Genomic DNA, 26,516 nt, shown 5'->3' on the forward strand with positions numbered 1-26,516 from the left:
CAGGATTATTAACTGTTGAAACGCTCGACCAGCGCGTGCAGGGAGCCTGCAGTGGACTGTAGCTGGCTGCCTAGGCGCGCGCTATTGCCGGTGACTTCGGCATTGTCGTTGGTGGCCTGGGAAATCGAGTTGATCTGCCGGGCAATATCCTCGGCGACCAGGCTCTGCTGTTCGGCAGCAGCGGCCATTTGCTCGGCCATCTGGTGGATATTGTCGACGGTCTGGCTGATGCCTTGCAGCGATTGTTCGGTTTGCGCTACCCGCGCCACGCCGTTACGCGCTTCCTCGCTGCCGGCGCGAGCTACGCTCAAGGCACGTTCGGTTTCCTTATGCAGGCCCGTGATGATGCCCTGGATGACGTCGGTAGACTGGCGGGTCTTGGAGGCCAGGGCGCGCACTTCGTCGGCCACTACGGCAAAGCCACGGCCCTGCTCACCGGCGCGGGCTGCTTCGATGGCGGCATTCAGGGCCAGCAGGTTGGTCTGCTCGGCAATCGCGTGGATCATGCTGGCGGCTTGCTGGATGGAAGCGGTTTCATCGGCCAGTGACTGCACCGATTGGCCGATGCCATCGACAGTCTGCGCCAGTTGCTCGATGACCTGGCGGCTTTGCTGCGACTGCTGGGCGCCGGCCATAGCCAGTTCACTGGCCTGACGTGCTTCCTGAGCGGTTTGCTGGACGTGGCTGGAGACCTGATTGATCGACGCGGCCATCTCGTGCATCGCCGTGGCGGCCTGGTCAGCTTCATTGCGCTGGGCCTGCAGGGCACGTTCTGCCTGCTCGTTGAGGCGGCCGTTTTCCTTGGCCAGGGCGGCGGTCTGGTCGGCGAAATCTCCCAGGCGGCAAAGCGCCGTGCGAATCCGTGCATCCTCGCTGATCAGTGCCAGGTGCAGCAGCGCCAGTGGCCCGGAGGCATCGCTGTAGGTGCGGGCCACCAGCGGGCTGTCGAATGTTTTTGGCGCTACTGCACGAGCCCGGCCGAGCAGCTGGCTGGAGTTGTGCAGGCTGGCAAAACCCTGCAGCCCAAGCAGGACCAAGGTCAGCAGCAACGCCGTGCCGGGCAATTCCAGGCTCCAGAGCGCCGCGCCGCTCACTACACCGAGCAGCGGCAGCACGAAGAAGCGTGCCAGTTGCGCGAATGCCTCGCCACGGCCGATGGCCGGGCGCCCCTGGTTCAGGCGCGTGTAGAGTGCCTCGGCACGGCGCACCTGCTCGCTGTTGGGTTTGCTGCGCACCGACTCGTAGCCGACGACCCGGCCGTTTTCCTGGATGGGCGTGACATAGGCGCTGACCCAATAGTGATCGCCGTTCTTGCAGCGGTTCTTGACGATGCCCATCCAGCTGCGTCCGGATTTTAGGTAGTCCCACATATGAGCGAACACGGCAGGCGGCATATCCGGGTGACGCACTAGGTTGTGCGGGCTGCCGACCAATTCCTCGCGGGTAAATCCGCTGATCTCGGCGAACTCGTCGTTGCAGTACGTGATGATCCCGCGGGTATCGGTGGCGGAAATGAGGTGCTGCTCAGCCGGGAAGCTACGTTCGCGACCGCTGTTGGGTTGGTTTAAGCGCATTGGCTTGGCTCGTTACGGCTGAGTGGCGATGTGCCCTAATATAAGCAAAAGGATGTTTCAGTTCATCCCTAAGCGGGACGTTATTTAGGGATGGTCTGAAGTAGCCATGCATTTCTGGCTGACTTCAGCCTCCGCCGACTTTGAAAGCGGCAAATCGAGCAAAAACGATCAGATAACCCGCTTATTTCGGTGTTTCTAGCCGCCGAGACCACCTCGCGGCGGCCATTTCCTGCATTACAGGCACACCTCTCCCGCATTCGTCAGCAAACGTCGGCGCACCATCCACAGGTTCGACAGCGCAAACAGTGTCACCAGCTGCGCCGTGTTCTTCGCTAGGCCACGGAAGCGCGTCTTCACATAACCGAACTGCCGTTTGATCACCCGGAACGGGTGCTCGACCTTGGCACGCACCTGGGCCTTGGCCTTCTCGATCTTGCGCTTGGCTTTATACAAAGGGCTGCGCTTACCCAGCTTCTTGTATGTACTGCGGCGGGCGGCGATCTGCCAGATGACCTCACGGCCTTGATGTTCAGGACGTTTCTCGACGCCGGTGTAACCCGCGTCGGCGCCGACCATGTTTTCCTCGCCGTGCAGCAGTTTTTCGACCTGGGTGATATCCGCCACATTGGCCGCCGTGCCCACCACGCCACGCACCAGACCTGACTCATCATCGACACCGATGTGCGCCTTCATGCCGAAGTAGTACTGGTTACCCTTCTTGGCCTGGTGCATCTCTGGGTCGCGTTTGCCGTCCTTGTTCTTGGTCGAACTCGGCGCATTGATCAGCGTGGCATCGACGATGGTGCCTTGGCGCAACGACAGGCCTCGATCACCCAGATAGCCATTGATCACCGCCAGGATGCCAGCAGCCAGCTCGTGTTTCTCCAGCAGACGACGGAAGTTGAGGATGGTGGTTTCGTCGGGGATGCGCTCCAGGCTCAAACCCGCGAACTGGCGCAGGATGGTGCTACGCCAAGGCTCAGGTGATGCTGTTGGATCTGTGTCGCAAGAATGAGTACACCCCGGATCTGTTCGCCCCTGGACAGCCCGTGAAAGCCGAGCGACTGATGAGCACCTTGGACGCGATCAACAATCGCTAGGGACGTGGAACGCTGCAGCCGGTACGCATTGCCAAGCCAGCCGAGTGAGCTATGCGCAAAGATTTGCTCTCCCCCGCCTACACCACTCGCTGGTCTGAGTTAATGGTCGCAAAGGCCAAGTAGCCTTGCCATTCACTTATCCGCGACGAGCACGGTTCAGAGTGCCCTTACGCAGGCAACGCGCCCCTGCAGGCTTCACGCGCAGGTGCTGATCATCTTTGACCAGGTACTTCATCGCCTTGTGCGTATTAGGCCGCTTCGACTGATCGTCCCTATGGATCTGGCCGATGCCTAGCTTGTCACCATACCCCTCCTTGTCGTGGTTGCAGCTATGGGCATAGCCCTGACCACGCGTGACCTCCTCCCATAGCTCACTGATCTCAATCGCCTTCCAGACATCACGGCACACCTGGTTGCCATTGAAGTAGTAGGCCGCATGGATGTGGTACCCACGCCCCTCCTTGCAATCCCCCTGCTCGACTGAATAGGTGTAACCAATCAGGTGCTCGAAAATCCGATGACGGCTGTGTTGGTCGATCAGATCATCCAGGTGATCGAATACCTGCTCGACGCGCTGCCTGGCCTTAGCTTCAGGTCGGTAGTAGAGGTCCAGTCTGATGACCGTAGTGCGTGAGTAAAGGCTCATCACTGCATCCGAGTAGGCTGTGATCTCCTTCGATTGCTTGCGTGCCTCATAGGCTCGATCCCCAGCTTTGCGCTGGTACCACCGCTGACGGGTCAACTCACGGATCCGTTCGGTCAGGACGTTCATGCTCTGTTCATGACTGAGCCAGTACGTCCCCGTCTCACTCATGCAGACAGGGCCATTGGGTGAACGCTGAAGGCCAATGTCGTCACAGGCCTCCCGGAACGCTAACAGGTGTTCGCTGTAGTCGTACGGCACTCGGTCATCGAACAGGTTGTACATCTGCTGGACGTTGGTGAAGTACCGGGAGAGTCTGGTCTGCTCGACCTGCTCATAGCCTGACCGTTTGTGCGTAATCCGGAATGCGGGTGTATCGCTGCGCTCGATAGCCTGGACGAGTGATTCGATCTTCAGGGCTATGTCGGACTGTGAGAGGTGGGTGTTGTGCTTGCGGTTGTTCATGGCTGAGTACCTGGTTGGTTGTTGGTGCATACCAGGTACGTGGTCTGTTTCTTTTTACTGGTCTTCTTTCCCTCTGGTGTAGTCAGTGGTGATGGGTAGTGATGGTTAGTAAGAGTTGGTAGTTAATAGCTATAGATGCAGCCCTGACCAGAGCCGACCCTCCCGAGCAGGCTGGGCAATGGGGAGCAACATTGCCAAGCCTGTCGAGAGATTTGCCGCATTGAGCTTTGGGAGAGTTAGCTGAGAGCCCAAAGATGTTCGAGTCGGCATAAACGCCATGACCAGCCGAAGCCGCTCATGGCGCAGGTGGCGGTTCTAGCTGGCCATACTCAGATGGCCAATCGGGCGCGTAGCGGCACCCTCGGCTTGGTCACGCTCCTCGATCCGAGCCAGGATCCAATCGTGCACCTCGCTATCGACCCAGCCGACGCAGCGGTCGCCCAGCGATACCGGTTTCGGGAAGGTGCCTTCCGAGATGTACTTGTACAGGGTCGACCGAGACAGGCCGGTCGAGTCGATGACTTCTTTCAGACGGATGATTCGCATGAGCAGGCTCCTCTGTATGGCTCAGAAGATGTGCTGAGACGGTAAAAAAAGACCGCAATACGCCTCTCCTGAACCAGGTGCATGCCGCTCACAGACTCGTGGCTCTGAAAATATCCACAGCTTGTAATTAGAAAAACCTGCTATTTTTGCGATTAATAGCAGAAATAGCAGGTTTTAAGATGATTGAGGAAATTGAAAAAAACCAACCCTGGACTAGCCCTGACCCATCAATGGACGAACAAGGTTGGCCCCACTTTAGCGAGCACAGCCTCTTTGAGGCCGCAGTGGGGGAATCAGCGCGAGAGCATCAAGTCTCTCGTGAAATGGCGATGATGTGCGCCCTAGGTGCCATTGCCACGGCCTGCCAAGGCCTCGTTGACGTAGAAATGCCAACCGGACATAGAGTGCCAACCTCATTGATGCTCCTAACCATTGCGGAGTCTGGGGAGCGAAAAACAGTTACACAGAACTATTTTTTTGAGGCCATCACCAATCTAAATGATGTCGCACATCGCACAAATGAAGCCGCCTTACTTCAGCAAAAAGTTGATCATCAGCTGTGGATCACACAAAAAAAGCACCTAGAGCGTGCATTTAACAAATGCGCGACCCAAGGGGATGAGGCTGCTACACATGCAGCTTTAGAGGCAGTAGCTGAGCACCTCAGAGCTGAACCACAACCAGTTCGATCTGGAAAGTTTTTGTACGAAGACACAACCCCACAGGCTCTCGTACAGATGCTCTACGAGAATATTCCACATGGCTGTTTATTAACGAGCGAAGCAAGCAGTATTTTTAGCGGGAAAGCCTTAGGAGAACTGGACAAACTCAACACGCTGTGGGACGGCGGCAGCGTGAAGGTTGACCGAATATCAAGGGATAGTTTTGTCCTACAGAATGCTCGCCTTACTCTTTCATTAATGGCTCAGCCGAATGTAATTAATCGATTCATGAGCAAGCGCGGCGAAGAGGCTAGAGGAACTGGATTTTTAGCTCGATTCTTAGTCGTAAAGCCTCGCACAATGGCTGGGCACCGAACAAACCAAAAACTATCCAAGCTATCTCGTAAGAAAGCCTTCAATACCCGCATCCAAGAACTTTTGACTTCAGAATCATCATCAGAAAGACAAGTACTACAATTCTCAGAACAGGCAAAAGACTTCTGGTTTATGTGCAACCAATACCTTGAAAAGCAGATGCAGGAAAACGGATTATATTATTACCTCAAAGATCACGCCTCAAAGCTACTAGAAAACACTAGCCGACTAGCAGCCACAATGCATACTTTCGAACGAAAAAACAATAGCGATATAGAAATAGATATCTTCACATTAAAGTTTTGCTGGTCTTTTACCCAAAACTGTTCAAAGCACTTCATTGAGCACCTAGCCAACGAACCGCAAATCGTCACAGACACAAACCTCCTTGCGCACTTCTTGCTTAAAACCGCTTACAAGCTCGACATTCACTCACCAGACCCCGAAACTGAAACCAATCGAAAATCGGACCCTTACCGAATCAAAGCTAGACCAGTACAACCAGGTGATCTGATAATCGGCGTGGAAACTATTTTCACACTATCCCAAGTTAAACAGTCTGGGCCAAGCGTACTAAGAGGTCGCGCTAATTCTGAGCGACTATATTCAGCAATAGATCTACTTATCAAGCTGGGGCACGTCAAAAGGGAGAGAAGTCACTTCAGGTTCAGAGAATCAATCCTTCTTAGCACCGGAGAGCCTGAACTAAAAAATGGCCAAATCATTACAATCAAGGAGCTACCGCTATTTTGCGAGCAGGAATTTGTTCAAGAAAATAACTCGCCTCACCATACATCGGGCTATCGCATCAAAATTAGTTAAAAAACTAATTCCAAGACAACCCATTCCAAGGGAAAGATTTTTTGGAACACAATTAACGCTACGTTATAACATATTATAAAAACCATAAGACACCTGAGCGAAGACCCGGATTTAACGAACAGGCACCCGAGTTTTTCTCTGAGAAGGAGTCTGAAGCTAACAGGAATGCCGAGAAGCCAATGCGCGAGATCCAAGAGGCAATCAGGGCAGTCGAAGCGAAGTGTAAAATGATAAGCCATAGGAACATCTGAGCCCACTAGGGCAGCGACCCGCATCAGTGTGGGTCAAAGTGTGGGTCTCAACAGCAAGCAGAAATAAATTACTTTAAAATCAAAAGCATATTTAATAAGAATACCGGCCACAAGCCGGCTTTTTAATGCCCAGAAAAACCCGTCCCAACCCCTGAAGCCATTCCCAAACCTTGCATGGGGGACGGTTAAAGGCCGCCTGGGCATGGCACGCCACCGGGCTTCCCCGAAAAGCCACGCCCAGGCCTTGCATCAGTATTGGTAGCGCAGCGTCACCGCAAAATTGCGCGGATCACCGTAGTACAGGCCGCCGAAGTTGTTGGAAGTGGGCAAGGACTGGTAGTAGACCTTGTCCAGAACGTTGTTGAGGTTGTACTGCACGCTGAACTGTTGGTTGATCTGATAGTGCGCATGCAGGTTGAGCAAGGTGTAGCCACCCTGCTTGATGTCGTACCCGGTCACGTCGGCGGCAGTGCGGCTCTGTGCATAGACATCGCCGCCCACACGCCATTGGTCGAGGACACCGGGCAAGCGGTAGTCGGTTGCCACCTTGAGCAGGCGGCGCGGGATCTTGCGGTAGTAGTCCGAACCCTTGCTGGCGCCCGCCACATATTCGGGATCGCTATAGGTATAGCCAGCGCTGACATTCCAGTTCTCCAACGGCTCGCCGGACACCTCCAGTTCGAAGCCACGGTTACGCACTTTTGCGCCTGTTTCATAGCACTTGCTCGTCCCCGTCACACCACAGGTGGGCGACACCGGCAACGCCTCGGGCATGTTCTCCAAGCTGGTCTGGAAGATTGCCAGCGAGGTGTTCAGCCGACCATCGAAGTATTCACCCTTAATGCCGGTTTCGTAATTCTCGCCTTCGATCGGGTCAAGCAAGGTATTGCCGACACCGTAGTAACTCTGTGTCTTGTAGATCTCGGTGTAGCTGGCATACCAGGTGTGGTGCTTGTCCAGGTCCAGCACCAGCCCGGCATAGGGCACCAGCCGGCCATTCTCCCGGTATTGGTCATTGGTATAGGGGCTGGCCACCTTGTAGTCCGACCAGCTCACCCGCGTACCGACGATCAGGCTCAGGTCATCGGTCAGGCTGAAGCGCGAGGCACCATACAGGCCGCGCTCCTTGCGGGTGTAGTTGTAGTCTGCGCCTATAGCATTGAGGATCGGGCTGGGCAGGGCACTGTAGTCGAAGTCGGTGATGTCGATCGTCGGGTTGTTGGTGGCGCTCTTGATCACCGCGTCGAACTCGTCCTTGCGCGTGTTGGCCCCGAGCATCAACTGATGCTTGCGCCCGAACAGCTCGAAGGGCCCGGTAGCATAGAGGTCCAGGGCGAACTGGGTGTCTTCGTAATCGGCCTGGGAGACGGTCATGCGATAGTTGTCGCCCGCTACCCGGTTCGGGTACGCGGAGAGAAAGTCGGCGTTCGACCAGATCGCATTCATGGCCAGGGTCAACTTCCACTCGTTGTCGAAGGTGTGCGTGAGGTCGCTGAACAGCGTGTAGTTGTTGCGATCCAGATGGGCCCACTTGCCGTTGAGGTTGGTGGAACGCGAAAGCGGATAGAAGGAGCCGTCACGACGAGTGTTCAAGCCGCCCCAGTCATAGCCGTTCTGGTTGTCTTTCTGGAGAGTGGCGCCCACCGTCAGTACGGTGGAATCGTTCAGATCCGCCTCCCCCACCAGGTACAGCAACTGGTTGTCACGCTCGGAGCCGTCGCGGTAGCTGTTGGCGTTGTTGTAGTAGGCCACTGCACGGCCGCGAACATTGCCCGTAGGGGTCAGTGGCCCGGAAACATCCACCTGGCCACGGTAGTTGTCCCAGGAGCCTGCCCCCAGCTCCGCGCCCAGACGAAAGTCCTGGGTCGGCCGTTTGCGTACCAGGTTGATCGCCGCCGACGGGTTGCCCGTGCCCTGCATCAGGCCGTTGGCACCGCGTACGACCTCGACGCGGTCATAGATGGCCATGTTCGAGGTGGACATGACGTCCATGGAGTAGTTTTCCGAGATGTTGGTCGGAATGCCGTCATATTGCAGGTCGCTGATCTCGAAGCCGCGCGAGTAATAGGTGGAGCGATCAGTGCCGATCTTGGTGAGGGTGATACCGGTCGCCGTGCGCGCGATGTCGTCCAGGCTCTGGATGTTCTGGTCGTCCATCCTCTTGCGGGTGATCACCGTCACCGACTGCGGTGTTTCCCGCAGGCTCAGGGCGAGCTTGGTCGCCGTGTTGGTCGAACCCGTGGTGTACGAACCGGTGCCCTCGGTCGTGGCGCCCAGGCCCTGCCCGTTGACGGTGGTGGCGCCGAGCACGACCGCGTCCGAGGAACCGTCCTGGACCAGCAGATACCCACCATTGGCCTGGCGCTGAGCGCGCAAGCCGCTATTGGACAGCAGCAACGCCAGCCCCTCATCGACCCCATAGGCACCATCAAGGCCCGGGGTGGTCAGCGCGTGGATCTGCCGTGGATCGAAGGAAATCGTCACACCCGCCTGCACGCCGAACTGGGTCAGCGCGCTACCCAGCGGGCCTGCGCCGATGTGGTAGGCGATACGGCTCTGGGCGTGAGCCGCAGCAGGCATCAGCACCACCCCCGGCACACTCGCCATCGTCAGGCTGAACATCGCCAGGCGCACTGCGCGGGGCAATGAGATCGAGGGGGAGAAGCAAAGCTGGGGCATGAAATGATCCTTCTGTTGTCTTGGCAGAAATCCGCTGTCATCGCGGCTCCTGTCATTGACGGATGAGAATCATAATCAGCAAGGTGCTCCGCGTATTTTCTGTCAGTGACGGTTCAGACGGCTTCGACACTGACCCAGTAGCGGGTCAGGTAACGCAGCTTCACCGGCAAGGTCCGGGTCAGGTTTTCCAGGACCGCATCTGTATCGTCGATACGGAACGCTCCGGAAATGCTCAGGTCGCGAACCGCCCCGGCGCAGCGCAGCACGCCCGGGCGATAGCGCCCCAGCTCGTCGATGAACTCCCCGAGGCGCCACTCGTTGACGCTCAGCATGCCCTGCACCCACGCGGTCGAACCCTGTGCCAAGACACCGGCAGGATCGGCGCGGTCAGGATCGAACGCCGCCTGCTGACCGGCCTCCAGACGCACTGCCCGCTCCGGGTGACGGCGAGGACGGAGCTCGACCGCCGACTGCAGCACACCCACGCGGGTCCGGTCCGTCATCTGGCGCACGCTGAAGCGCGTCCCGAGCGCATGGATGCGCCCGTCCTGGGTCTCGACGATAAACGGCCGCTGCCCAGGATCCTTGGCGGTTTGCACGAGGATCTCCCCGCGGTAAAGACGGATAAGCCGAAGTTGCCCGTCGAAGCTCGCATCCAGCGCGGTGTTGGCGTTGAGTTCCAGCTGCGATCCGTCGTCCAGCCGCAGCGAGCGACGCTCGCGCGCGCCCGTGCTCTGCTGAGCGAACAGGCCATGGTTCGCCAGCGGTTTGCCGATCATCCAGCTGCTGCCCCCGACGGCCAGCAACACGCCGAGGATCTTCAATACCTCGCGGCGTTGCGCCTGGGCCGCATCCAGCCCTGACCGGGCGGCATGTGCGGGTACCGTTGCCCATTGCCGCTGGAACGCCTCGACCCGCGCCCATGCCTCGGCGTGCGAAGGATCTGCCCCCAACCATTGCTGCCAGGCCCGGGTGCAGGCCTCGTCCACCCCTGCATCGTTGAGCTGCACGTACCAGGTCGCAGCAGCTTCGAGGGTCCGACGATCGAGCGCCGCGCTCATCAGTTGTCCGCCAGCAGCAGGCACTCGGTCATGGCTCGCACCAGATGGTTCTTCACCGTGGTGACCGAGACCCCGAGGCGTTCGGCCACCGCCACATAGGTCTGCCCCTCCAGCTGCACCGACAGAAAGATCTCCCGGGTACGCTTGCCCAGCCCGTCCAGCAGGCTGTCGACCGCCACCAGCATCTCGAGAATGGACAAGCGCACCTCAGGTGATACCTCGACCGGTTCGGGCTTCTGCGCCAGGGCCACCAGATACGCCTGCTCGATCGCCCGTCGCCTCGACTTGTCGATCAACAGCGAGCGCGCAATTGCAGTCAGGTAGCCCCGCGGCTCTCGGATCGGCGCGGCGTTGCGTGCCGTCATGACCCGCACGAAGGTGTCCTGGGCCAGATCCGCCGCATCGGCCGAATTGCCCAGGCGCATGCGCAACCAGCCTTTCAGCCAACCGTTGTGTTCGGAATAAAGCTGGTGAAGTGCCAAAGGCTCGAGTGCGGACATAAGGTGGCCACTAAATATGCAAATGGTAATTGATCGCATTATTTAGGGCGAGCGCAGTTCGTGCAAGGGGCAATCCGCCCGCCAGGTGTGCATCTGACCTGATGATGCCCAGGGCAAACTACGCACCTGCCCCCTCCCCCTGCCCGCGAAAACCCAACCTCCAGCACTTTCCCTGATGACACCCCACCCATTAAGTTGCACTCTGCACCAAACTGATTCAGCCGGAACCGATTTTGATGGAAAGCACACCCCCGACCGTTGCCGCCGAGCGCCTGCTGGAAAGCGCGCGACGGCTGTTCTGCCGTGAAGGCATTCATGCAACGGGCGTTTCGCGCCTGCTCAGCGATGCCAAGGTCGCGCGGCGCACGCTGTACGAGACCTATGGCTCCAAGGAGAACCTGCTGCGTGCCGTGTTCGATCGCGAGGCAGCGATGTGGTTTGGCTGGTTTGACCAGGCACTGCCTCAGCGTACCGACGACCCGGAGCAACGCCTGATCTTTCTGTTCGACCTGCTCGAGGAATGGTTCGCCAGCGGGCGCTTCTTCGGCTGCCTGTTCACCAACGCCGTCGCCGAACACGACAAGTCTTCCAGCTGGGTACGTGACCTGGCCCAGGCACACTTCGATCGGGTGCATGACCGCATCGAGCAACTGGCCGCGGCCTGCGGGCTGCCGGAACCGGCCTGGGTCGCGCAGCAGATCTCGCTGCTGATCGACGGTGCCATCGCCACCGCGATGGTTTCGCGCAACGCCAGAAGCGCACAGGTTGCGCGCTCGATCCTGCTGACCCTGCTGCGCGAAGCGAAAGCCGCCTAGCCCGCCCCCTGCACCGCTGCCGGTGCAGGCCTCGGCGCCTATATGCTAAAGAGGCATAAGCTAAGCTTAAAATATTAGTTCTGCTTATATCGCAGATCTCACATACTTCACGCGCCTGCCGAGAACGATCGGTCTACCTGTTTTGGGATGCGTGTGATGAGAGATTTTTTCCAGCGATTGTTCTCCACCAGTGGCGCGCAAGCGACGCCCGCACTCCAGTCCAACCTGAGCCGCCGCTCGTTCATGTGCGCCTGTGGCTGCGGCATGCTGGCGCTGAGCGCCGCCGGCACCGCGCTGCTGGCAGCGGCCAGCAAGGTCGAAGCCGCCACCGGTGGGCCGCTGCTGCGTGTGGGGCACATGCCCGCCGGCTGCGTGTCGCACCTGCTGCTGGCAAAGCTACGCGGTGATTTTGCGGCGGCCGGCCTGCAGGTGGAGCTGACGCAATTCAACAGCCCAAGCGATGCCCTGCAGGCCTTGTTGGCAGGTCGGCTGGAACTGATGCACGGGCCCTGGACCATGACCGCAGCCGCCTACGCCAAGGGCACCCAGGAGCTGCGCATCATCGGTGGCTCGGGGCAAGGCGGCATCGAACTGGTGGCGCGCAACGGCTCGGTGGCCAGCCTGGATGAATTCATCGCCGCCGCAGGCAGCGGGCTGCGCGTCGGCACCCTGCGCCTGGATACCCTGGAACTGGTGGGCTACGGCTCGATGGCGCGCCACGGCAAATCCTACAACGACTATCAGATGACCTTCTTCCCGAGCATGGCCGGGATGGGCGAAGCCATCGCCAACGGCCGCCTCGACGTGTGCACCCTGGCACAGCCCTATGCCCAGAACGTGGTCAGCACCACCGGCGCACGCTACCTGAGCGACTCCAACGCGGTGTGGGGCCCGGAGGCCGCCGACTGCGTGATCACCACGCAGGTGCGTACCAGCCAGGAACAGGGGCCGCTGCTCAAACGCTACCTGGAACTGCTGCAGGCATCGGCCACTGCGATGAAAGCCGACTTCGACAACGCCATCCAGCAATTGCAGCCGATCTACGGGGTATCCAACGAGGTGCTCAAGGTGGCCCTGGCACGCCAGGCGCCCAACCCGGTCATCAGCCCGGTAGGCGTGGCCGGCCTCAAGCGCGGCGCCGGCTACCTGGTCGAACTCGGCTACTTCACCGACAACCCGATCGATGCGGTTCTCGACCTGCGTCATCAACCTGCTGCCCAGGTGACGGGATGAACCAGGCCGTTCTGACCCTGAGCCGGCAGCCCGACGCACGCCGTGCCCCGCGTTATCTGGACGCGCTGCGCGACACGCTGTGGTTCCTGCTGGCGTGGGCATTGCTGATCGGCGCATGGGAGCTGGCGGTGCAGTCTGGCTGGCTGGATGGCCGCGTGCTCCCGCCGCCTAGCGTGACCCTGCCGTATGCGTTTTCCGGCGAAGCGGTGGTGGGTTTCGGGCAGCAGCGCAGCGGCTTGCTGGAGGCCTTGCTGGTGACCCTGCTGCGGGTCAGCGGCGGGTTGCTGGCTGGCAGCCTGGTGGCGCTGCTGCTGGCGGTGATCACCACCGAGGTGAAGCTGCTGCGCCGCCTGATCCTGCCGCTGGTGCAGACCCTGGCGCCGATCTCACCGGTGGCCTGGGTCCCCTTCACCATCGCGGTGATCGGCATCGGCGGACAGGCCGCAGTGTTCGTGGTGTTCCTGGCCGTGCTGGGCACCATGACGCTGTCGCTGGTCGCCGCGCTGGATGCCATCGACCCGCAGTACCTGAACATCGCCCGCAACCTGAGGTGCACGCGCCAACAGATCTGGCTGCGCGTGCGACTGCCGGCAATCGCCCCCAGTGCGATGACCAGCCTGCGCATGGCGTTCTTCGGCGCATGGATGGCGGTGCTGGCCGGGGAGATGGCGGGAATCAATTCCGGGTTGGGCTACATGATCATCATGGCCCAGCAGATGTACAACATGCCGTTGGTGATGGTGGGTGTGATGACCATTGGTGTCGTGGGTTTCGTGGTGGATCGCCTGATGCTGTTGCTCGGACGCCGCCTCACCGGGTGGGCGTCATGAGCCGGGGCGCCACGCTGAGTTTTCGTGGCCTGAGCAAGCAGTTCGAAGGCGGCACACGGGTCGAGGTGGGTGACCTGGATATCAAGGCCGCCAGTTTCACCGTGCTGCTGGGGCGCAGCGGGTGCGGCAAGAGCACCCTGCTCAACATCGCCGCGGGCCTGCAGCAACCCAGCACCGGGCACCTGCTGTACGACGGCCAGGCAGTGAGCGGCAACCAGCCCGACAGTGCGCTGATCTTCCAGCAGAACAACCTGTTCCCCTGGATGAGTGCGGTGGAAAACATTGCCATCGCCCTGCTCAACCGCGGGCTGGACCGTGAAGCGGCCACCCGGCGCGCCGAGCAGTTGCTTGCCGACGTGGGCCTGGCCGAATTCGCCCGGCACCGGCCGGCGGCATTGTCTGGCGGCATGTGCCAGCGCATCGCCCTGGCCAGGGCACTGGCCCTGGAGCCACGCCTGCTGCTGCTCGACGAGCCGTTTTCGGCACTGGACGCACAGACCCGGCGCCTGATGCAGGACCAGTTGCTGCGCGCCTGGAACACCAGCGGCGCCACGGTGCTGATGGTGACCCACGACCTGCAGGAGGCGCTGCTGCTGGCCGACCGTATCGTGCTGATGGCCAGCACGCCCCACGGCCGCATCGCCCAGATCCTGGAAATCGACCTGCCGCGCCCGCGCCAGGTGCGCTCGGCGCAACTGCTTGACCTGCAAGAACGGCTGGACGCGTTTCTGACCCACGAAACCCGGCTGGCCGAGCATTTCTAGTCGACACGGGACCTCCCGATTAACTGATTGGCACACGGTCATTCGACTGCCATGCCGCCCCTTGAAGAGCACAGACCATGAGTGAAACCAACCACCGCGTCACCATCAACGGCCTCCAGGCCAACGCCGGCCGAGCAGTTCGCGAACGCATCCGGGCCGATGGCGAGGGTGACATCGCACGCCCGCTCTACCACACCAGTGTGCAGTGGACCGAGGGCTACCAGACCCTCACCAAGGTCAAGTCCGGTGCCGTGCTGCACGGCGACGAGCCCTGCGCCTATGGCGGTGCCGGCCTGGGCGCCACGCCCCAGGAACTGTTGCTGGCGGGTATCGGCAACTGCCTGGCGGCCACCTACATCGGCGGCCTGTCGGCATCCGGAGTCAAGGTCAACAGCCTGGTGCTGGACGTGAGCGGCCGCGTGGATTTTCGCGCCGCATTTGGCGTGACCAGCGGCAACCCGGGCTTTGAAAGCATCCAGGTGCAGGTGTCGATCGATACCGAAGAATCACCCGAGCGCGTGGACGCATTGCTGGCCAAGCTGCTGCCGACCGCGCCGATCCCCGACACCATCATGCGTCCCGTGCCCCTGACGGTGGAGGTGCAACACACCGGCGGCGCCACCCATGGCTGACAACGCGCACAGGGTGCTGGTGGTGGGTGGCGGGCCGGCGGGGCTGTCCTGCGCCTACGAGCTGGTACGCGCCGGCCTGCGCCCGCTGGTGCTGGAGCGCACGCAGGCCGTGGGCGACGTGTGGCGCAACCACTATGACGGCCTGCGCCTGAACACCGGGCGCTGGTTTTCCGGGTTGCCGGGCGGGCGCTTTCCATGGGCGGCAGGCCGCTGGCCGAGCCGCGATGACCTGGCCCGGGTGCTGGCGTCACTGCCGGCCCGGGGCGGCTTCGAGGTGCTGACCGGGTGCGACGTGGAATCGGTCGGCTACCTTCAGGCGCAATCGATGTGGCAGGTGCGCTGCCGTGATGGCCGCGAGTGGCGCGCACCGGCGCTGGTGGTCGCCACCGGTACCTCGTGCGTACCGTCGATCCCGCAGTGGCCGGGGGCACAGCGCTTTGCCGGGCAGATCGTGCATGCCGCGCACTTCGGCAATGCACGTGCCTACGCCGGCAAGCACGTGGTGGTGGTCGGCAGCGGCAATTCGTCCTGCGAGATAGCCAGCCGCCTGGTGCCCCATGCCGCGTCGGTCACGCTGTCGGTGCGGCGCGCGCCGCACTTTCTGCCCAAGAGCCTGTTCGGCGTGCCGCTGGCGGCACTGGGTACGTTGATCCGTCGGCTACCGCCCCGCGCGAGCGACGCGGTGCTGAGCTGGTTGTCGCGGCGCTGGGTCGGCGACCTGTCGACCTACGGCCTGCCACCACCGGCACAGGGCGTGTCCGGGCTGGGCAGTGTCACGCCGACGCTGTTCATGCCGGTGATCGACGACCTGAAACAGCGCCGCATCAAGGTGGTCGGCCCGCTGCTGGAACTGAACGAGCAAGGCGCCGTGGCCCACACCGGCATCGACCGCACCGAGCGCTGCACGCTGCGCATGGACGTGATCGTTGCGGGCACCGGCTACACCACCGGCCTGGAGGCGCTGATCCAGTACCCCGAGGCGCTCACGGCGGACGGCAAGCCGACCGTGGATGACGACGGCCAGTCGAGCGTTGCGCGGGGCCTGTTCTTCATCGGCTACCGCAACCCCCTGAGCGGGCAGCTGCGCGAAATCGGCCTGCAGGCGCCTGGCGTGGCAAGGGCGGTCAAGGGCTATCTCGACGCCACGCAACTGGCGCCTTGCACCGGCTCGGCGAAGGTTTCCCTGTAGGCGTAAAGCCCCGGGGTGCCACCGGTCATGATGAACAGCACGTTATCGCCGCGGCGATAGCGGCCCTGTCGCAGGTCGGCCAGCAGCCCGGCGAAGGCCTTGCCCGAGTACACCGGGTCCACCAGCACACCTTCGCAGCGCGCCATCAGGCGCACCGCTTCGAGCATGGCCTGGGTCGGCAGCCCGTAGCCTTCGCCCAACTGGCTGCCATCGATGTTGATCGCACTCGCATCGAGGCTTGCAGCATGGCCCAGCAAGGCCAGCGCCTGGCGAGTCAACTGCAGGGTCGTGGCCGCCGCGGCCTGCTGGTCGGCCAGCACCGACCAGGACCTGACGCTCGCCGCACCCCGCCCCAGTACCTCGAACCCCGCCGCAAGCCCGGCATGGGTGCCGGCGCTGCCATTGGGAACCACGACCTCGTCGAATCGCACGCCCATCGCGGTTTCCTGCTGCACGATCTCTTCGGCGCCACGGGCGTAGCCCAGGCTGCCAAGCGGCGTGGAACCGCCGGTGGGAATGACCAGCACCTTGCGACCTGCCGCACGCAACTGCTGCGCGCGCGCCTCGGCCGCTGCCAGTGCATCGGCGCCCCTGTCCAGCACCTGCACCCTGGCCCCGAACAGCTGGTCGAGCAGCACATTGCCATTGAGCTCGTAATCGCAATCGGCCCTGGGCACCGCACGGCTGAGGATCAGTTCGCATTCAAGCCCCAGCCGGGCGCACACGGCGGCCGTCAACCGCGCGTGGTTGGACTGGATGCCGCCCACGGTGATCAGGGTGTCGACGCCGTTCTTCAGCGCCTCGCCCAGGTGAAACTCCAGTTTGCGCAGCTTGTTGCCGCCACCGCCGACAAGCATGTGGTCATCGCGCTTGAGGTACAGGCCGACACCCATGGCCGGCAGGCCCAGATGGTGCTCGATACGCTCGGCGCGTTGTATGCCGGTGGCGCCCTGCAGCAGATCGGCGCGCGCGAATGCGCCCAGCGCCTGGCTCAGTACATGTCGCATGGGATGACACCTCGTGCTCTGGTTCAATGCCACGGACTATAGGGATAAACTAAAGCGCAATAAACGCACGCCAGGTTAGCAATTGGCTCACTCAACGTTAGTAATCATCACCTCTCGGATCACTCGATGAGCAAGCTCAGGCAGATGGAAGTGTTTGTTGCCGTGGTCGAGGCCGGCAGCTTTGCTGGGGCGGCTGCCGCGCTGGGGATGTCGGCGGTGATGGTGGGGCGGCATGTGCAGAGCCTTGAGAAAACCCTGAACACCCGGCTGGTTCAACGCACCACACGCCGGCAGACCATAACCGGCGAAGGCCGTATCTTCTATGCCGAGGCCAGGACCGCCCTGGAGCAGGTCGCCTACGCCTACAACCGGGTAGAAGCCTCCAGCGACGCGCCCAGTGGCCTGCTGCGGGTGACCGCGCCGATGACACTGGGGGTATCGCTGGTCGGCCCGCTGGTGACCGAGTTCATGCAGCGCTACCCGCAGGTTCAGGTCGAGCTGATCCTGAGCAACGAGGTGGTGGACCTCTACGAGAGTGCCTTCGACCTGGGCTTCAGGATCGCCGAGCTGGTTGACGCCAACCTGGTCTCGCAGCCCCTGCCGCCCTATCAGATGGTGATCTGCGCCGCCCCGAAATACCTCGAGAAGGCCGGCGAGCCGACAACACCGGAGGCGCTCCACGCCCACCGAATCCTCACCCACACCTCCTGGAACAACCGCTTTGCCTGGCCACTCAAGCAGGCTGGCAAAGAGGTGTTCTGGCCCGAGCAGGCGGTGCTTCGCAGCAACGATGGCCAGGTACTGCTGCAGGCCGCCATTGCCGGCAGCGGGATCCTGATGCAGCCGGACTTTCTGGTGGCCGCCGCGCTGGCGAACAAGGAGCTGGTGAGCATTCTGGGGGCGTATGTGCCGGCCCACAAACCGGTGCAGATGGTGTATCCACGCTCGAAGAAGTCACTGCCCAAGCTCACTGCCTTCGTCGCGTTCATCCAGGCGCGGCTCGACTTGCCGAGCCAGCCCTGATCGCAGGGCCGGCGGGCCGTCAGGCCTGCGCCGCGTCGCGCACCTGCATCAGCGCGAAGCCCAGCAGGTTCAGGCCGCGCCAGCGGTCCGGCCGGTGGGCGTTCTGGTCATCCTGCGCCAGGCCGATCCCCCACACCCGGTCCACCGGGCTGGCCTCCACGATCACCCGCGTGCCGGTGCCCTGCAGGAAGGCCCCCAGTTCCGCGTTCTGGGAAAACTTGGCCTGGTTGGCCCGCACCACGATCGCGAAACGCTCCTGTGCCCACCGCGCCTCGTCGAACCCACGCACCTGGCGTCCGAGTGCCTTGGCCGCATTGGGATCGGTCGCCTCGATGATCCGTGCCCGCGTCTGTTCATCACCAAACAGCGCCGCCTTCTCGGCCATCATGTAGTGCTCGGCCGACTGGTACGACTGCCCGCCCACCTCGAACGGCGCCACGTACCACTGGCTGAAACACGAGGCGGTGACACCCTTGCGGCTCACCTGATGGCCCCAGAAGAATACGAACTCGGGCCTTTCGCCGGCCAGGTAGCGGGACACCAGGTCCTCGAGCATCTGTGAATCGTTCACGCTGATTGCCTCTCCAATAACACCATTGCAACGGTCATCCGGCCGCAGCACCGAACGGTGCCTGCCGGCCAGGACGGTGATACTACCGCGTAATGCAGCACCCGCTCACAGCGCCTCCAGAAATGCCTTCAACGCCTTCAACTCCACCCGGTCCAGCCCCAGCGCCTCGAACTGTGCGGAGGTGACAGGAAACAGCGGATCGCCCTGCTGCCCAGGCTTCGGCACCGGCCTCGGCATGCCCACGTTGTAGAACGCCAGCACCTGATCGAGGCTGCTGGCGAAACCGTTGTGGAACCACGGGCCGGTGCGGCTCACCAGGCGCAGCGAAGGGGTGCGAAAACGCCCCACGTCCGCGGCCAGGCCGGTGACTTCATGGCGACCCAGGTCCTCGCGGCTGCGCCCGTAGAACGTCAGGCCGGCATTGTGAAAACGCTGGTCGCTCATTCCCGGCCCGAAGTGGCAGTTCATGCAGCGCGCCTTGGTGCGAAACAGGTGCAGCCCGTATAGCTGCTGGTCACTCAGCGCAGCAGTGCGACCGCGCAGGAAGCGCTCGAACGGCGTGCGCTGCGCGACCCGCAACAGGTCGCGCTGGTACGTCGCCAGGGCTGCGGCAATCTGCTCGGCACCCAGCGCCTGCCCGGGAAACGCCACGGCAAACAGTGCCGGGTAATCGGCGCTGGCACGCAACCGGGCCACCAGTTCATCGACGCTGAAGGCCATTTCCGCCGGATCGACGACCGGCATCAGCGCCTGGGTTTCCAGGCTGTCGGCGCGGCCATCCCAGAACAGCTGTGGGGCCAGGCCACTGGTGACCACGCTCGGCGCATTGCGCCGGCCTGGCGCACGCCCATGCCCGAACGACACCCGGCGCCCATCGGCGAACGCCAGGTCCGGCTCGTGGCACGAGGCACAGGCGATCTGCCCCGACCGCGACAGGCGCGGGTCGAAGAACAGCGTGCGCCCCAGCGCTGCCTTCTGTTCGGTGTAGGGGTTGTGCGCAGGCGAGGGTGCACGCTCGGGCAGTGGCCCCAGCTCCTGCCAGGCCACGCCGGCGTCCACCTGCGGCGCCGGCCAGTGTGCCGGCGGGCGGCTGTAGGCCTTGCGCAGGCAGGCCGCATCAGCCGATGCACACAGGGGTGCGTGGTGCTTCGCCCACAGGGCCGGGCTGGCCAGCATGAGTGCGATGCCAATCAGGAACAGGCGCATCTCAGAAGGTGTACCCCACTTCCAGCCAGTACTGGCGACCCACTTCATAGGTCGACACCGAATTGCTGTTGACCGTGGCGTTGGCATTGACCGACTTCTTGTCGAGCACGTTGAACACGTCGACGTTGACGAAGATGGCCTGGTCCCGTGCGGTGGGGATACGCCAGCCCAGACGCGTGTCCCAGGTCAGCGCCGCGTCGAATTTCTGCTCTTCCCACACATCCACCGAGGTGCCCCTGTAATCGACGTTGCGCCCGGTGTCGCCGATGCGCTTGTAGCCGGCCCGGTAGCGCCAGAAGTTGCTCCACTGCAGGTTGGCCTGGGGGATGTCGGTGATGGTGGTCAGGCGCGCCGTCCACGGTCGGTTGTAGTTGGTCGCCGGGCGGTCCTGGTAGTTGATGAAGCTGCCCTGGTACTGGATCACGTCGTTCTGGTAGTAGGTGTCGTCGGCCTGCACATAGCTGGGCGAGGAAGCCTTGCTGTCGGTCCAGTTCAGCGCCAGCTGGCCGCCGGTCTGCGTGCCCAGCAGCGTCCAGCGCTGCATCGGCGTCACGGTCAGGGTGTAGGTATCGGTCTCGCTCTTGCCGTCGTTGGTGTAGGTGGTGTAGTTGCTGGCCAGGTCAGGGTCGGTGGACGGCTGCCCCAGGGTGCGCCCGGACACCTGTACCACCTGGTCGCGGCCCTTGCGATTGACGTACTTGAGGCCGTACTCGATGCCGGCCCACTGCTGCACCACGCCCAGCATCAGCTCGTCGTCATAGGGGATGTCGAGCTGATTGAACAGCGTCTGGTTGCTGCCGTTGGACTTGGTCACCCAGGGTTTGTCGAGGCTCGCGCGGGTTTCGTTGAAGCGCAGGCGGTTGCGCCCGTCCTGCAACTGCCAGCTGGTGACGCTGCGGCCGTAGTAGCGGTTGGCACCGGCACTGAGCAAGGTGGTGCGGTCACCGAACACGTCGTACTCCAGGGAGAAGCGCGGTGCCCAGGTGGTCTTGTCCATGTAGTCGTCACTGTCCACGCGCACGCCGGGGCGCAGGGTCAGCTTGCCCAGGGTGATCTCGTCCTGCACCCAACTGCCCCAGGTGGTGGTGGTGAAATCGAATTCGCCGGGGGCATAGCGGGTGCGGCTCTTCATGTACTGGCCGGCCCAGCCACTGACGGTCTCGCCCATGTTGCAGGCAACGGAATCGGTCACCCCCGCGCTGTTGGTACAGCTGTTGGTGGCGGCCGGGGCCACGTAGGTACTGCTGTCGGTGAGGCGCTCGTAGCGCACGTACTGGCGGGAGAACTCCAGGCCGGTCTGCGGGCGGTGAATGGCGCCCAGCCAGTCGAAGCTGCGCCAGTCGGCATTGAGCTTGTACTGCCAGGTGCGCTGCTGCTGTTCGATATCGCCCCAGCCCCCCTCCAGGGTGTTGGCGGTGGTCTTGCTGCCGATGCCCCAGTCCTTGGTGGTCGACTTGCGCCAGGTCCAGTAGTCGGCCGAGTCCGAGGTGCGGCTCTGTTCCTGGCGGCTCCAGGCCAGGGTCTGTTCGACGCGGGCCAGGTCGCCGTCCCACACGGTGCGCAGGTTCAACTGGGTACCGCCAACCTTGTTGTCATAGCCGGAGTTGGCGACGTTGGCCCGGAAGTAATGGCTCTCTTCGGGCGCGTGGGTCACGCTGGTCTCGACGGTGAGCCGGTCGCTGGCTTGCCATACCGACTTGAGGAAGTAGTTGTCGATGCGCCGCTCCTGCTTCTCCTTGTGATAGCCCATCTCTTCGACGTTGTTGTAGGAGTAGAGGCTCAGCGGAATGGTCGAGCGCTTCTGGCTGAAGTTGCCGATCAGGCCGAAGGTGTCGGTCAGGTGGCCTTGCAAGGTACCGCGCACGATGACCTTGTCGAACTCGGGCTGCTCGTCGGGCGAGCCGGAGTTCTCCATGCGCTGCTCTTCCGTCTCGTCGATGTGGTATTTGGTCCAGGCCGAGCGCGTGGTCTGTACCGAGAACTTGCCGTGCAGGGCCTTGGTCGGGGCGCGGGTCTGGGCGTCGATCACCCCACCGTTGAAGCCGCCATAGGCGGCCGGCACGTTGCTGTCCAGAACCGTGATGTTCTCCAGCAGGTCGGTGTCCAGCGCCAGGCCCTGGCTGCGCCCCGGCACCCTGTCCAGCAACTGCACGCGGTCTTCGGCCGGGTCGATGTCGTTGTTCATGTTGATGCCGTCGACCAGGAAGGCGTTCTGGTAGAACGCCGCGCCGTTGATGCTGATGTTGGCCGGGGCGATTTCTCCGGGTGTCTTGCTGCTGAGCTGGTTGTCGTCGAACTGAACGTTGGGGTGGCTGCGCAGCAGGCTGGTGATGTCGCCGTTGCCGGCCGGCATTGCCTCGATAAGCTCGCGATCGATATGGGTTTCACCCTGTGGCAGCAGCGCCCGTTCGCGGACCTTGGTGTTTTCCAGCTGGATCTGGTCGGCACGCGGACGCACCACCCGTTGCAGCAGCAGCGCGTCGTCGCCGATATGCACCCATTCCAGGTCGCTGCCCTTGAGCAGGATCGCCAGCGCCTGATCGGCGCTCAGCTCGCCACGCACCGGCGGGGCACTGAGGTTGCCCAGCAACTGGCTTTCGACACTGATCTGCAGGCCGGTCTGCTGCCCCAGCGCCATCAGCGCAGAGCCCAGCGGCTGGCGCGCGATATCGATGCTGTGGCGTGCCGGCTCGTCATCGGCCAGCACCGGCAACGACACTGCCAGCCCCACTGACAGCAACAGCAGGCGCGCACTGCGCCGACGACCCTGCAACGACTCTTGGGTGCGAATGGACATGCTCTGGTGAACTCCCCGTGCGGCGCGAACGATACGCGCCTGTAAATGAGAATCTGTACGATTAACTCAGCGGGGCAATAAACGAACGGCGATGGGGAATTTCCAGAACTTCGTGAATTTATTTTTTTCCAGGCGGCGAAGCGCGCTCACGGATGACCGTGATGTACGGCCCCCATTGCGTCAGCTGCCCGCCCAGCGGGGCGATGGCCAGTTGCAGCGCGCTACCTGGCGACCGCAGGTTCAGCGACGCGGTGATGCGCCGCTGGCCCAGGGCACGGTCCTGCAGCAGCAACACGCCGGGGTAATACGCACGCAGTTGTTCGATGACTTCGGCCAATGGACGGTCGTTGACCAGCAACTGCCATTGGCGCCATGCCGCAACCTGCTCCAGCTGCACCCGGCTGCGCTGCGCCGGGCCCTGGTTCAGCCCCACGCGCAGACTGTCGCCCGCGCCCAGCGCCGGCACTGCCAGTTCGCCGCGCCTGTCACGCACCTGCACCGAGCCGCTCTGCACTGCTACCGACACCGCGCTGCGGCTAAGGTCCACATCGAACGCCGTGCCGGTGACGGTCACCTTCACGTCTTCGGCCTGCACCGTGAAGGGCCGCGCGGCGTCATGGCTGACCTCGAAGAATGCCTGGCCCTTGAGCAGCGTGACCGCACGCGCACCCGGCTCGAACGCCACGCGGATGGCGCTGTCGCTGCCCAGTTCGATGTGGCTGCCGTCGCTCAGGCGCACCTGCCGGTGCTCGCCCGCCGTGCTGCTGTAGTCGGCCGGCGGCGCACGCCCCACCAGCAACAGCACGCAGGCCGCCAGCGCGCTCGCCGCCAGCGCCCGGCGTGGCCAACTGCGCCGGCGGGCTGCCATGCGCGGTGCGGCGGGCACCTGGTGCGCCGTTGGTGGCTCCAGCGGGTCGATGCCGGCGCTCAGCATCCAGACCTTTTGCACCTTGCGCCAGGCCGCCGCATGGCGTTCGTCAGCGGCCAGCCAGCGCGCATGGGCCTGGTGCAGCAGCACGTTGTCCGGTTCGGCATTGCATTGCAGCAGCCAGTCCATGGCGGCCTGCCACACCGGGTCGTCCTTCAGCGAGCCGGGCGTTCGGCAAGACGGGGTGGTATCAGTCATCGGCCAGATGCTCCGCACAGTGGGTCAGTGCGTCACGCACCAGTTGGTGCGCCAGACTAGTCGAAATATTCAAGCGGGCGGCAATTTCCTGAAAAGTCATGTGCTGCAAGCGGTGCATGTGAAAGGCCTGCCGCGCCCGCTCCGGCAGCAGCGCCAGGGCGTCCTGCAGCACACGCAACTGATCGCGGTGCAGGGCCTGATGCTCCGGCGACGGTGCGCTCGACGGCAGCTCATCGAGCCGTTCGCCGCCATCGGGCTGGCGGTTTTCCAGGGTCGTGCGGCGCAGCAGGTCGAACGACAGGTTGCGCACGATGCGGTACAGGTACCCCACCGGGTTGCCCAACTGCGCACCGGCGTCGGCCTGCCCGCAGAAACGCAGCCAGGCCTCCTGCACCACGTCCTCGGCCTGCGCACGGCAGCCGACGATGGGTGCCGAATAGTCGACCAGCGCAGCACGGTGGGAAAGGTACAACTGGAGTTTATCGCTGGGGCAGGACACGGCGACGACCATTGAAGGCAGGAGCGGGTTGGGAGGGCCGCTATTCTGCATTCAATTGCGAATGATTATCAACTGAAATATCAGACCTGCTACTGCGCCTTGAGGTGAGCTAGCCCGCCACCACCGCGGGTTCATGCACTGTCACCCGGTTGCGCCCGCCGTGCTTGGACAGGTACAGCGCATGGTCGGCCCAGGCAATCAGTTCGGCGTGGCTGCTGGAGGGCTGGCTCAGATCGGCCACGCCCAGGCTGATGGTGAAACGGATGTCCTGCCCCTCATGGCTGACGCTCAGGCGTTCGACCGCCTTGCGCAGGCGCTCGGCAAAGATCAGCGCGCCGGCCTTGTCGGTGTCCGTCAGCACCACGCCGAACTCTTCGCCACCGTAACGGCCGGCCACGTCGCTGTCGCGGATCTGCTCGCGAACCACCCTGGCCACCTGGCGAATGACGGCATCGCCCGCCGGGTGACCATAGGTGTCGTTGACCCGCTTGAAATGGTCGATGTCGAACATCACCAGGCTGGTGGCATTGCCATAGCGCTGATTGCGCGCATGCGCCAGTTGCAGGCACTCCTCCCAATGCCCGCGGTTGTACAGGCCGGTCAGGCAATCGGTGCTGGACAGCTTCTGCAACTGCGCGTTGGCGGCCTGCAACTGGTGGCGGTTGGTGGCCACATCGGTCACGTCGTAGATCACCAGGCAGATCTGGCGGATCTCGCTGTCGGTGGAGCGCAACGGCAGCAGCGTGGTGTTCTGGTACATGAAATCCACCTGGCCGGTGATCGGCTGGTAGTTCTTGAACCGCACCAGGTACGGGCGCTGCTCCCAGATGGTGAAAGCCGGGGTGCCCAGGGTCGCGACGCTGTCCACCTTGTGGCTGAACCATTGCCGGTCGACCTCGGGGAACAGGCTGAAGAAGCACTGGTTGTAGGCATCCCTGGGCTGCACCCCCGAGCGGTTTTCCATGAAGGTGTTCCACACCTGCACCCGATGTTCGCGGTCGAGCACCACCACGCCCACATCGATGCTCTGCACGATGCTCAGCAGCCAGTGAAATTCCTTCAGGTCGATAGGATCGCGCATGGGCTCAGTTCATCAGGTAGGCAAGTTTATGGGTCAAGCGCTCGATGGAGTCTTCGGTGAACAGCAACAGCAGGTCGAAACGGATATCGTGCCCTTCCAGGCTGTAGCTGATCTCGACCGCCAGGGTTTTCTGCCAGCGTTGGCCGTTGACCTGGATAAGCTCGTCGATGGTGCCGTGCTGCCCGAGGATCTGCGGGTGGCCCTGGGAGAACACCACGTCGATCTGCTCGGCAATGCTGCTCAGGCACGCACCGATCAATACGCTGGAGAAGTCCAGCAACAGCTCCATGTCGGAATACTCGATGCTCTGGTGGCGCATCAGCTTGGCCATGTCGGCGATTTCCGAATCGTGGAACATCAGCAGGGCCTCGCCGGCGATGCCGCTGCCGATGAAGCCCTGGCAGATTGCCGTGAGCCGCTGGCTGCTGCCCGCGTCGGCCAGCGCCATGTGCAACTCGCCCACCTCGAAGAGGTTGACGCTGGGCACAGGCAACTGCACGAACACGCCCAGCACCTTGGCGATCAGGGCCGCGGCGCGGCCGATGGCGACGTTGACCGTTTCGCTGAACACCTCGCGAAAGCCGATGACGGCAGTCGCCGCACCGGCCAGCGGTGTCGCCGAGCGCTCACCCAGCAGCCCCAGCTGGGCCAGCAGGCGGCGCAGCTCGTCCTGGTCGAAGGGTTTTTTCAGAAACGCCAGCGCGCCCAGGTCCAGCACCCGGCGCACGGCCTCTTCCTGCACATCGCCCGAGATCACGATGACCTTGGGGCTCAGGCCTTCGTCACGCAGCGCAGCCAGCACCTGGTAGCCATCCATGGTGGGCATGGTCAGGTCCAGCAGCACCACCTGGCCCAGGCCGCGGCGTATGGCGTCCATGGCCTGGCGCCCGTCGCTGGCCTCGGTAACCGTCACCGGCCAGTTGGCGGGCAACGCGCGCAGGACCTGCTTGCGGGCCACCATGGAGTCATCGCACACCAGCAAGGACATCGTTGACACAGACGGGGCGCTCATCGAGTGAATATCAATATAAAAAGTAATGGCATCATGCCATGATCCGACGCCAG

At 62.6% G+C, this 26,516-nt stretch carries 23 protein-coding genes and 1 pseudogene; 9 read left to right on the forward strand and 15 right to left on the reverse strand.

Annotation, left to right across the window (positions count from 1 at the left end; translation table 11 throughout):
* Positions 1 to 8: 8 nt before the first annotated feature.
* Both NJH59_RS04455 and NJH59_RS04460 read right to left on the reverse strand, forming a co-directional pair.
* Positions 9 to 1,574 carry a PAS domain-containing methyl-accepting chemotaxis protein gene (locus tag NJH59_RS04455; RefSeq protein ID WP_253086455.1) on the reverse strand — a complete coding sequence of 522 codons (1,566 nt, stop codon included), beginning with the start codon at positions 1,572 to 1,574 and terminating at the stop codon, positions 9 to 11.
* A gap of 234 nt (positions 1,575 to 1,808) precedes the next feature.
* Positions 1,809 to 2,543, reverse strand: a pseudogene (locus tag NJH59_RS04460) (IS5 family transposase); the annotation flags it as partial.
* Positions 2,544 to 2,725: 182 nt separating this feature from the next.
* On the opposite strand from NJH59_RS04460, the gene NJH59_RS04465 reads away from it, so the two are divergent.
* Positions 2,726 to 2,797 carry a DUF4113 domain-containing protein gene (locus NJH59_RS04465; protein WP_253086481.1) on the forward strand — a complete coding sequence of 24 codons (72 nt, stop codon included), beginning with the start codon at positions 2,726 to 2,728 and terminating at the stop codon, positions 2,795 to 2,797.
* Positions 2,798 to 2,810: 13 nt separating this feature from the next.
* On the opposite strand, the gene NJH59_RS04470 is transcribed toward NJH59_RS04465, so the two are convergent.
* Together NJH59_RS04470 and NJH59_RS04475 are read right to left on the reverse strand one after the other, a co-directional pair.
* Entirely contained in the window at positions 2,811 to 3,782 is a 972-nt protein-coding gene (locus NJH59_RS04470) for a hypothetical protein (RefSeq protein ID WP_253086456.1), read from the reverse strand.
* 315 nt (positions 3,783 to 4,097) lie between these two features.
* Positions 4,098 to 4,328, reverse strand: a complete 231-nt coding sequence (locus NJH59_RS04475) for an AlpA family transcriptional regulator (protein ID WP_058164140.1) — start codon at positions 4,326 to 4,328, stop codon at positions 4,098 to 4,100.
* Between the two features lie 179 nt (positions 4,329 to 4,507).
* Here NJH59_RS04475 and NJH59_RS04480 point away from each other — a divergent pair, with 179 nt between their 5' ends.
* A complete protein-coding gene (locus tag NJH59_RS04480; protein WP_253086457.1) occupies positions 4,508 to 6,187 on the forward strand; it encodes a YfjI family protein in 1,680 nt (559 codons plus the stop codon).
* Between the two features lie 500 nt (positions 6,188 to 6,687).
* Here the strand turns inward: NJH59_RS04480 and NJH59_RS04485 are convergent, their stop codons facing one another.
* The 3 genes from NJH59_RS04485 to NJH59_RS04495 form a co-directional block, all read right to left on the reverse strand.
* Positions 6,688 to 9,117, reverse strand: coding sequence for a TonB-dependent receptor (locus NJH59_RS04485; protein ID WP_253086458.1), 2,430 nt, complete (start codon positions 9,115 to 9,117; stop codon positions 6,688 to 6,690).
* A gap of 113 nt (positions 9,118 to 9,230) precedes the next feature.
* Positions 9,231 to 10,178, reverse strand: coding sequence for a FecR domain-containing protein (locus NJH59_RS04490; RefSeq protein ID WP_043863929.1), 948 nt, complete (start codon positions 10,176 to 10,178; stop codon positions 9,231 to 9,233).
* Complete coding sequence (locus NJH59_RS04495; protein ID WP_043863930.1) at positions 10,178 to 10,678, reverse strand: sigma-70 family RNA polymerase sigma factor; 501 nt, start codon at positions 10,676 to 10,678, stop codon at positions 10,178 to 10,180. Before NJH59_RS04495 ends, NJH59_RS04490 begins: the two co-directional genes overlap by 1 nt.
* Positions 10,679 to 10,914: 236 nt before the next feature.
* On the opposite strand from NJH59_RS04495, the gene NJH59_RS04500 reads away from it, so the two are divergent.
* The 6 genes from NJH59_RS04500 to NJH59_RS04525 all read left to right on the forward strand — a co-directional run bounded on the left by NJH59_RS04500 (position 10,915) and on the right by NJH59_RS04525 (position 16,141).
* Complete coding sequence (locus tag NJH59_RS04500) at positions 10,915 to 11,493, forward strand: TetR/AcrR family transcriptional regulator (protein ID WP_043863931.1); 579 nt, start codon at positions 10,915 to 10,917, stop codon at positions 11,491 to 11,493.
* 156 nt (positions 11,494 to 11,649) lie between these two features.
* On the forward strand, positions 11,650 to 12,726 hold the full coding sequence (locus NJH59_RS04505) for an ABC transporter substrate-binding protein (RefSeq protein ID WP_052504310.1): 1,077 nt from the start codon (positions 11,650 to 11,652) through the stop codon (positions 12,724 to 12,726).
* Positions 12,723 to 13,556, forward strand: a complete 834-nt coding sequence (locus NJH59_RS04510) for an ABC transporter permease (RefSeq protein WP_078481402.1) — start codon at positions 12,723 to 12,725, stop codon at positions 13,554 to 13,556. The genes NJH59_RS04505 and NJH59_RS04510 overlap by 4 nt, the downstream gene beginning before the upstream one ends.
* Entirely contained in the window at positions 13,553 to 14,320 is a 768-nt protein-coding gene (locus NJH59_RS04515; protein ID WP_043863934.1) for an ABC transporter ATP-binding protein, read from the forward strand. Before NJH59_RS04510 ends, NJH59_RS04515 begins: the two co-directional genes overlap by 4 nt.
* A 77-nt stretch (positions 14,321 to 14,397) precedes the next feature.
* On the forward strand, positions 14,398 to 14,952 hold the full coding sequence (locus tag NJH59_RS04520; protein WP_253086459.1) for an OsmC family protein: 555 nt from the start codon (positions 14,398 to 14,400) through the stop codon (positions 14,950 to 14,952).
* Positions 14,945 to 16,141 carry an NAD(P)/FAD-dependent oxidoreductase gene (locus NJH59_RS04525; RefSeq protein ID WP_253086460.1) on the forward strand — a complete coding sequence of 399 codons (1,197 nt, stop codon included), beginning with the start codon at positions 14,945 to 14,947 and terminating at the stop codon, positions 16,139 to 16,141. Before NJH59_RS04520 ends, NJH59_RS04525 begins: the two co-directional genes overlap by 8 nt.
* On the opposite strand, the gene NJH59_RS04530 is transcribed toward NJH59_RS04525, so the two are convergent.
* Positions 16,084 to 17,148 carry a D-cysteine desulfhydrase family protein gene (locus tag NJH59_RS04530; RefSeq protein WP_253086461.1) on the reverse strand — a complete coding sequence of 355 codons (1,065 nt, stop codon included), beginning with the start codon at positions 17,146 to 17,148 and terminating at the stop codon, positions 16,084 to 16,086. The genes NJH59_RS04525 and NJH59_RS04530 overlap by 58 nt on opposite strands.
* A gap of 126 nt (positions 17,149 to 17,274) precedes the next feature.
* On the opposite strand from NJH59_RS04530, the gene NJH59_RS04535 reads away from it, so the two are divergent.
* Entirely contained in the window at positions 17,275 to 18,171 is an 897-nt protein-coding gene (locus NJH59_RS04535; RefSeq protein ID WP_058541906.1) for a LysR substrate-binding domain-containing protein, read from the forward strand.
* A 19-nt stretch (positions 18,172 to 18,190) separates the two neighbouring features.
* Here the strand turns inward: NJH59_RS04535 and NJH59_RS04540 are convergent, their stop codons facing one another.
* The 7 genes from NJH59_RS04540 to NJH59_RS04570 form a co-directional block, all read right to left on the reverse strand.
* Complete coding sequence (locus NJH59_RS04540; protein WP_058541907.1) at positions 18,191 to 18,742, reverse strand: NADAR family protein; 552 nt, start codon at positions 18,740 to 18,742, stop codon at positions 18,191 to 18,193.
* 105 nt (positions 18,743 to 18,847) lie between these two features.
* Positions 18,848 to 19,948 carry a cytochrome c peroxidase gene (locus tag NJH59_RS04545; RefSeq protein ID WP_253086462.1) on the reverse strand — a complete coding sequence of 367 codons (1,101 nt, stop codon included), beginning with the start codon at positions 19,946 to 19,948 and terminating at the stop codon, positions 18,848 to 18,850.
* 1 nt (position 19,949) lies between these two features.
* On the reverse strand, positions 19,950 to 22,745 hold the full coding sequence (locus NJH59_RS04550) for a TonB-dependent receptor (RefSeq protein ID WP_253086463.1): 2,796 nt from the start codon (positions 22,743 to 22,745) through the stop codon (positions 19,950 to 19,952).
* A 118-nt stretch (positions 22,746 to 22,863) separates the two neighbouring features.
* Positions 22,864 to 23,871, reverse strand: coding sequence for a FecR domain-containing protein (locus tag NJH59_RS04555; protein ID WP_231390680.1), 1,008 nt, complete (start codon positions 23,869 to 23,871; stop codon positions 22,864 to 22,866).
* Positions 23,864 to 24,382, reverse strand: coding sequence for a sigma-70 family RNA polymerase sigma factor (locus NJH59_RS04560; RefSeq protein ID WP_043861871.1), 519 nt, complete (start codon positions 24,380 to 24,382; stop codon positions 23,864 to 23,866). Before NJH59_RS04560 ends, NJH59_RS04555 begins: the two co-directional genes overlap by 8 nt.
* 97 nt (positions 24,383 to 24,479) lie before the next feature.
* Positions 24,480 to 25,451, reverse strand: a complete 972-nt coding sequence (locus NJH59_RS04565; RefSeq protein ID WP_043861872.1) for a sensor domain-containing diguanylate cyclase — start codon at positions 25,449 to 25,451, stop codon at positions 24,480 to 24,482.
* 4 nt (positions 25,452 to 25,455) lie between these two features.
* On the reverse strand, positions 25,456 to 26,463 hold the full coding sequence (locus NJH59_RS04570; protein ID WP_043861873.1) for a response regulator: 1,008 nt from the start codon (positions 26,461 to 26,463) through the stop codon (positions 25,456 to 25,458).
* Positions 26,464 to 26,516 lie beyond the last annotated feature (53 nt).

Source organism: Pseudomonas sp. VE 267-6A, from assembly GCF_024126555.1.
Classification (GTDB): Bacteria; Pseudomonadota; Gammaproteobacteria; order Pseudomonadales; family Pseudomonadaceae; genus Aquipseudomonas; species Aquipseudomonas palmensis.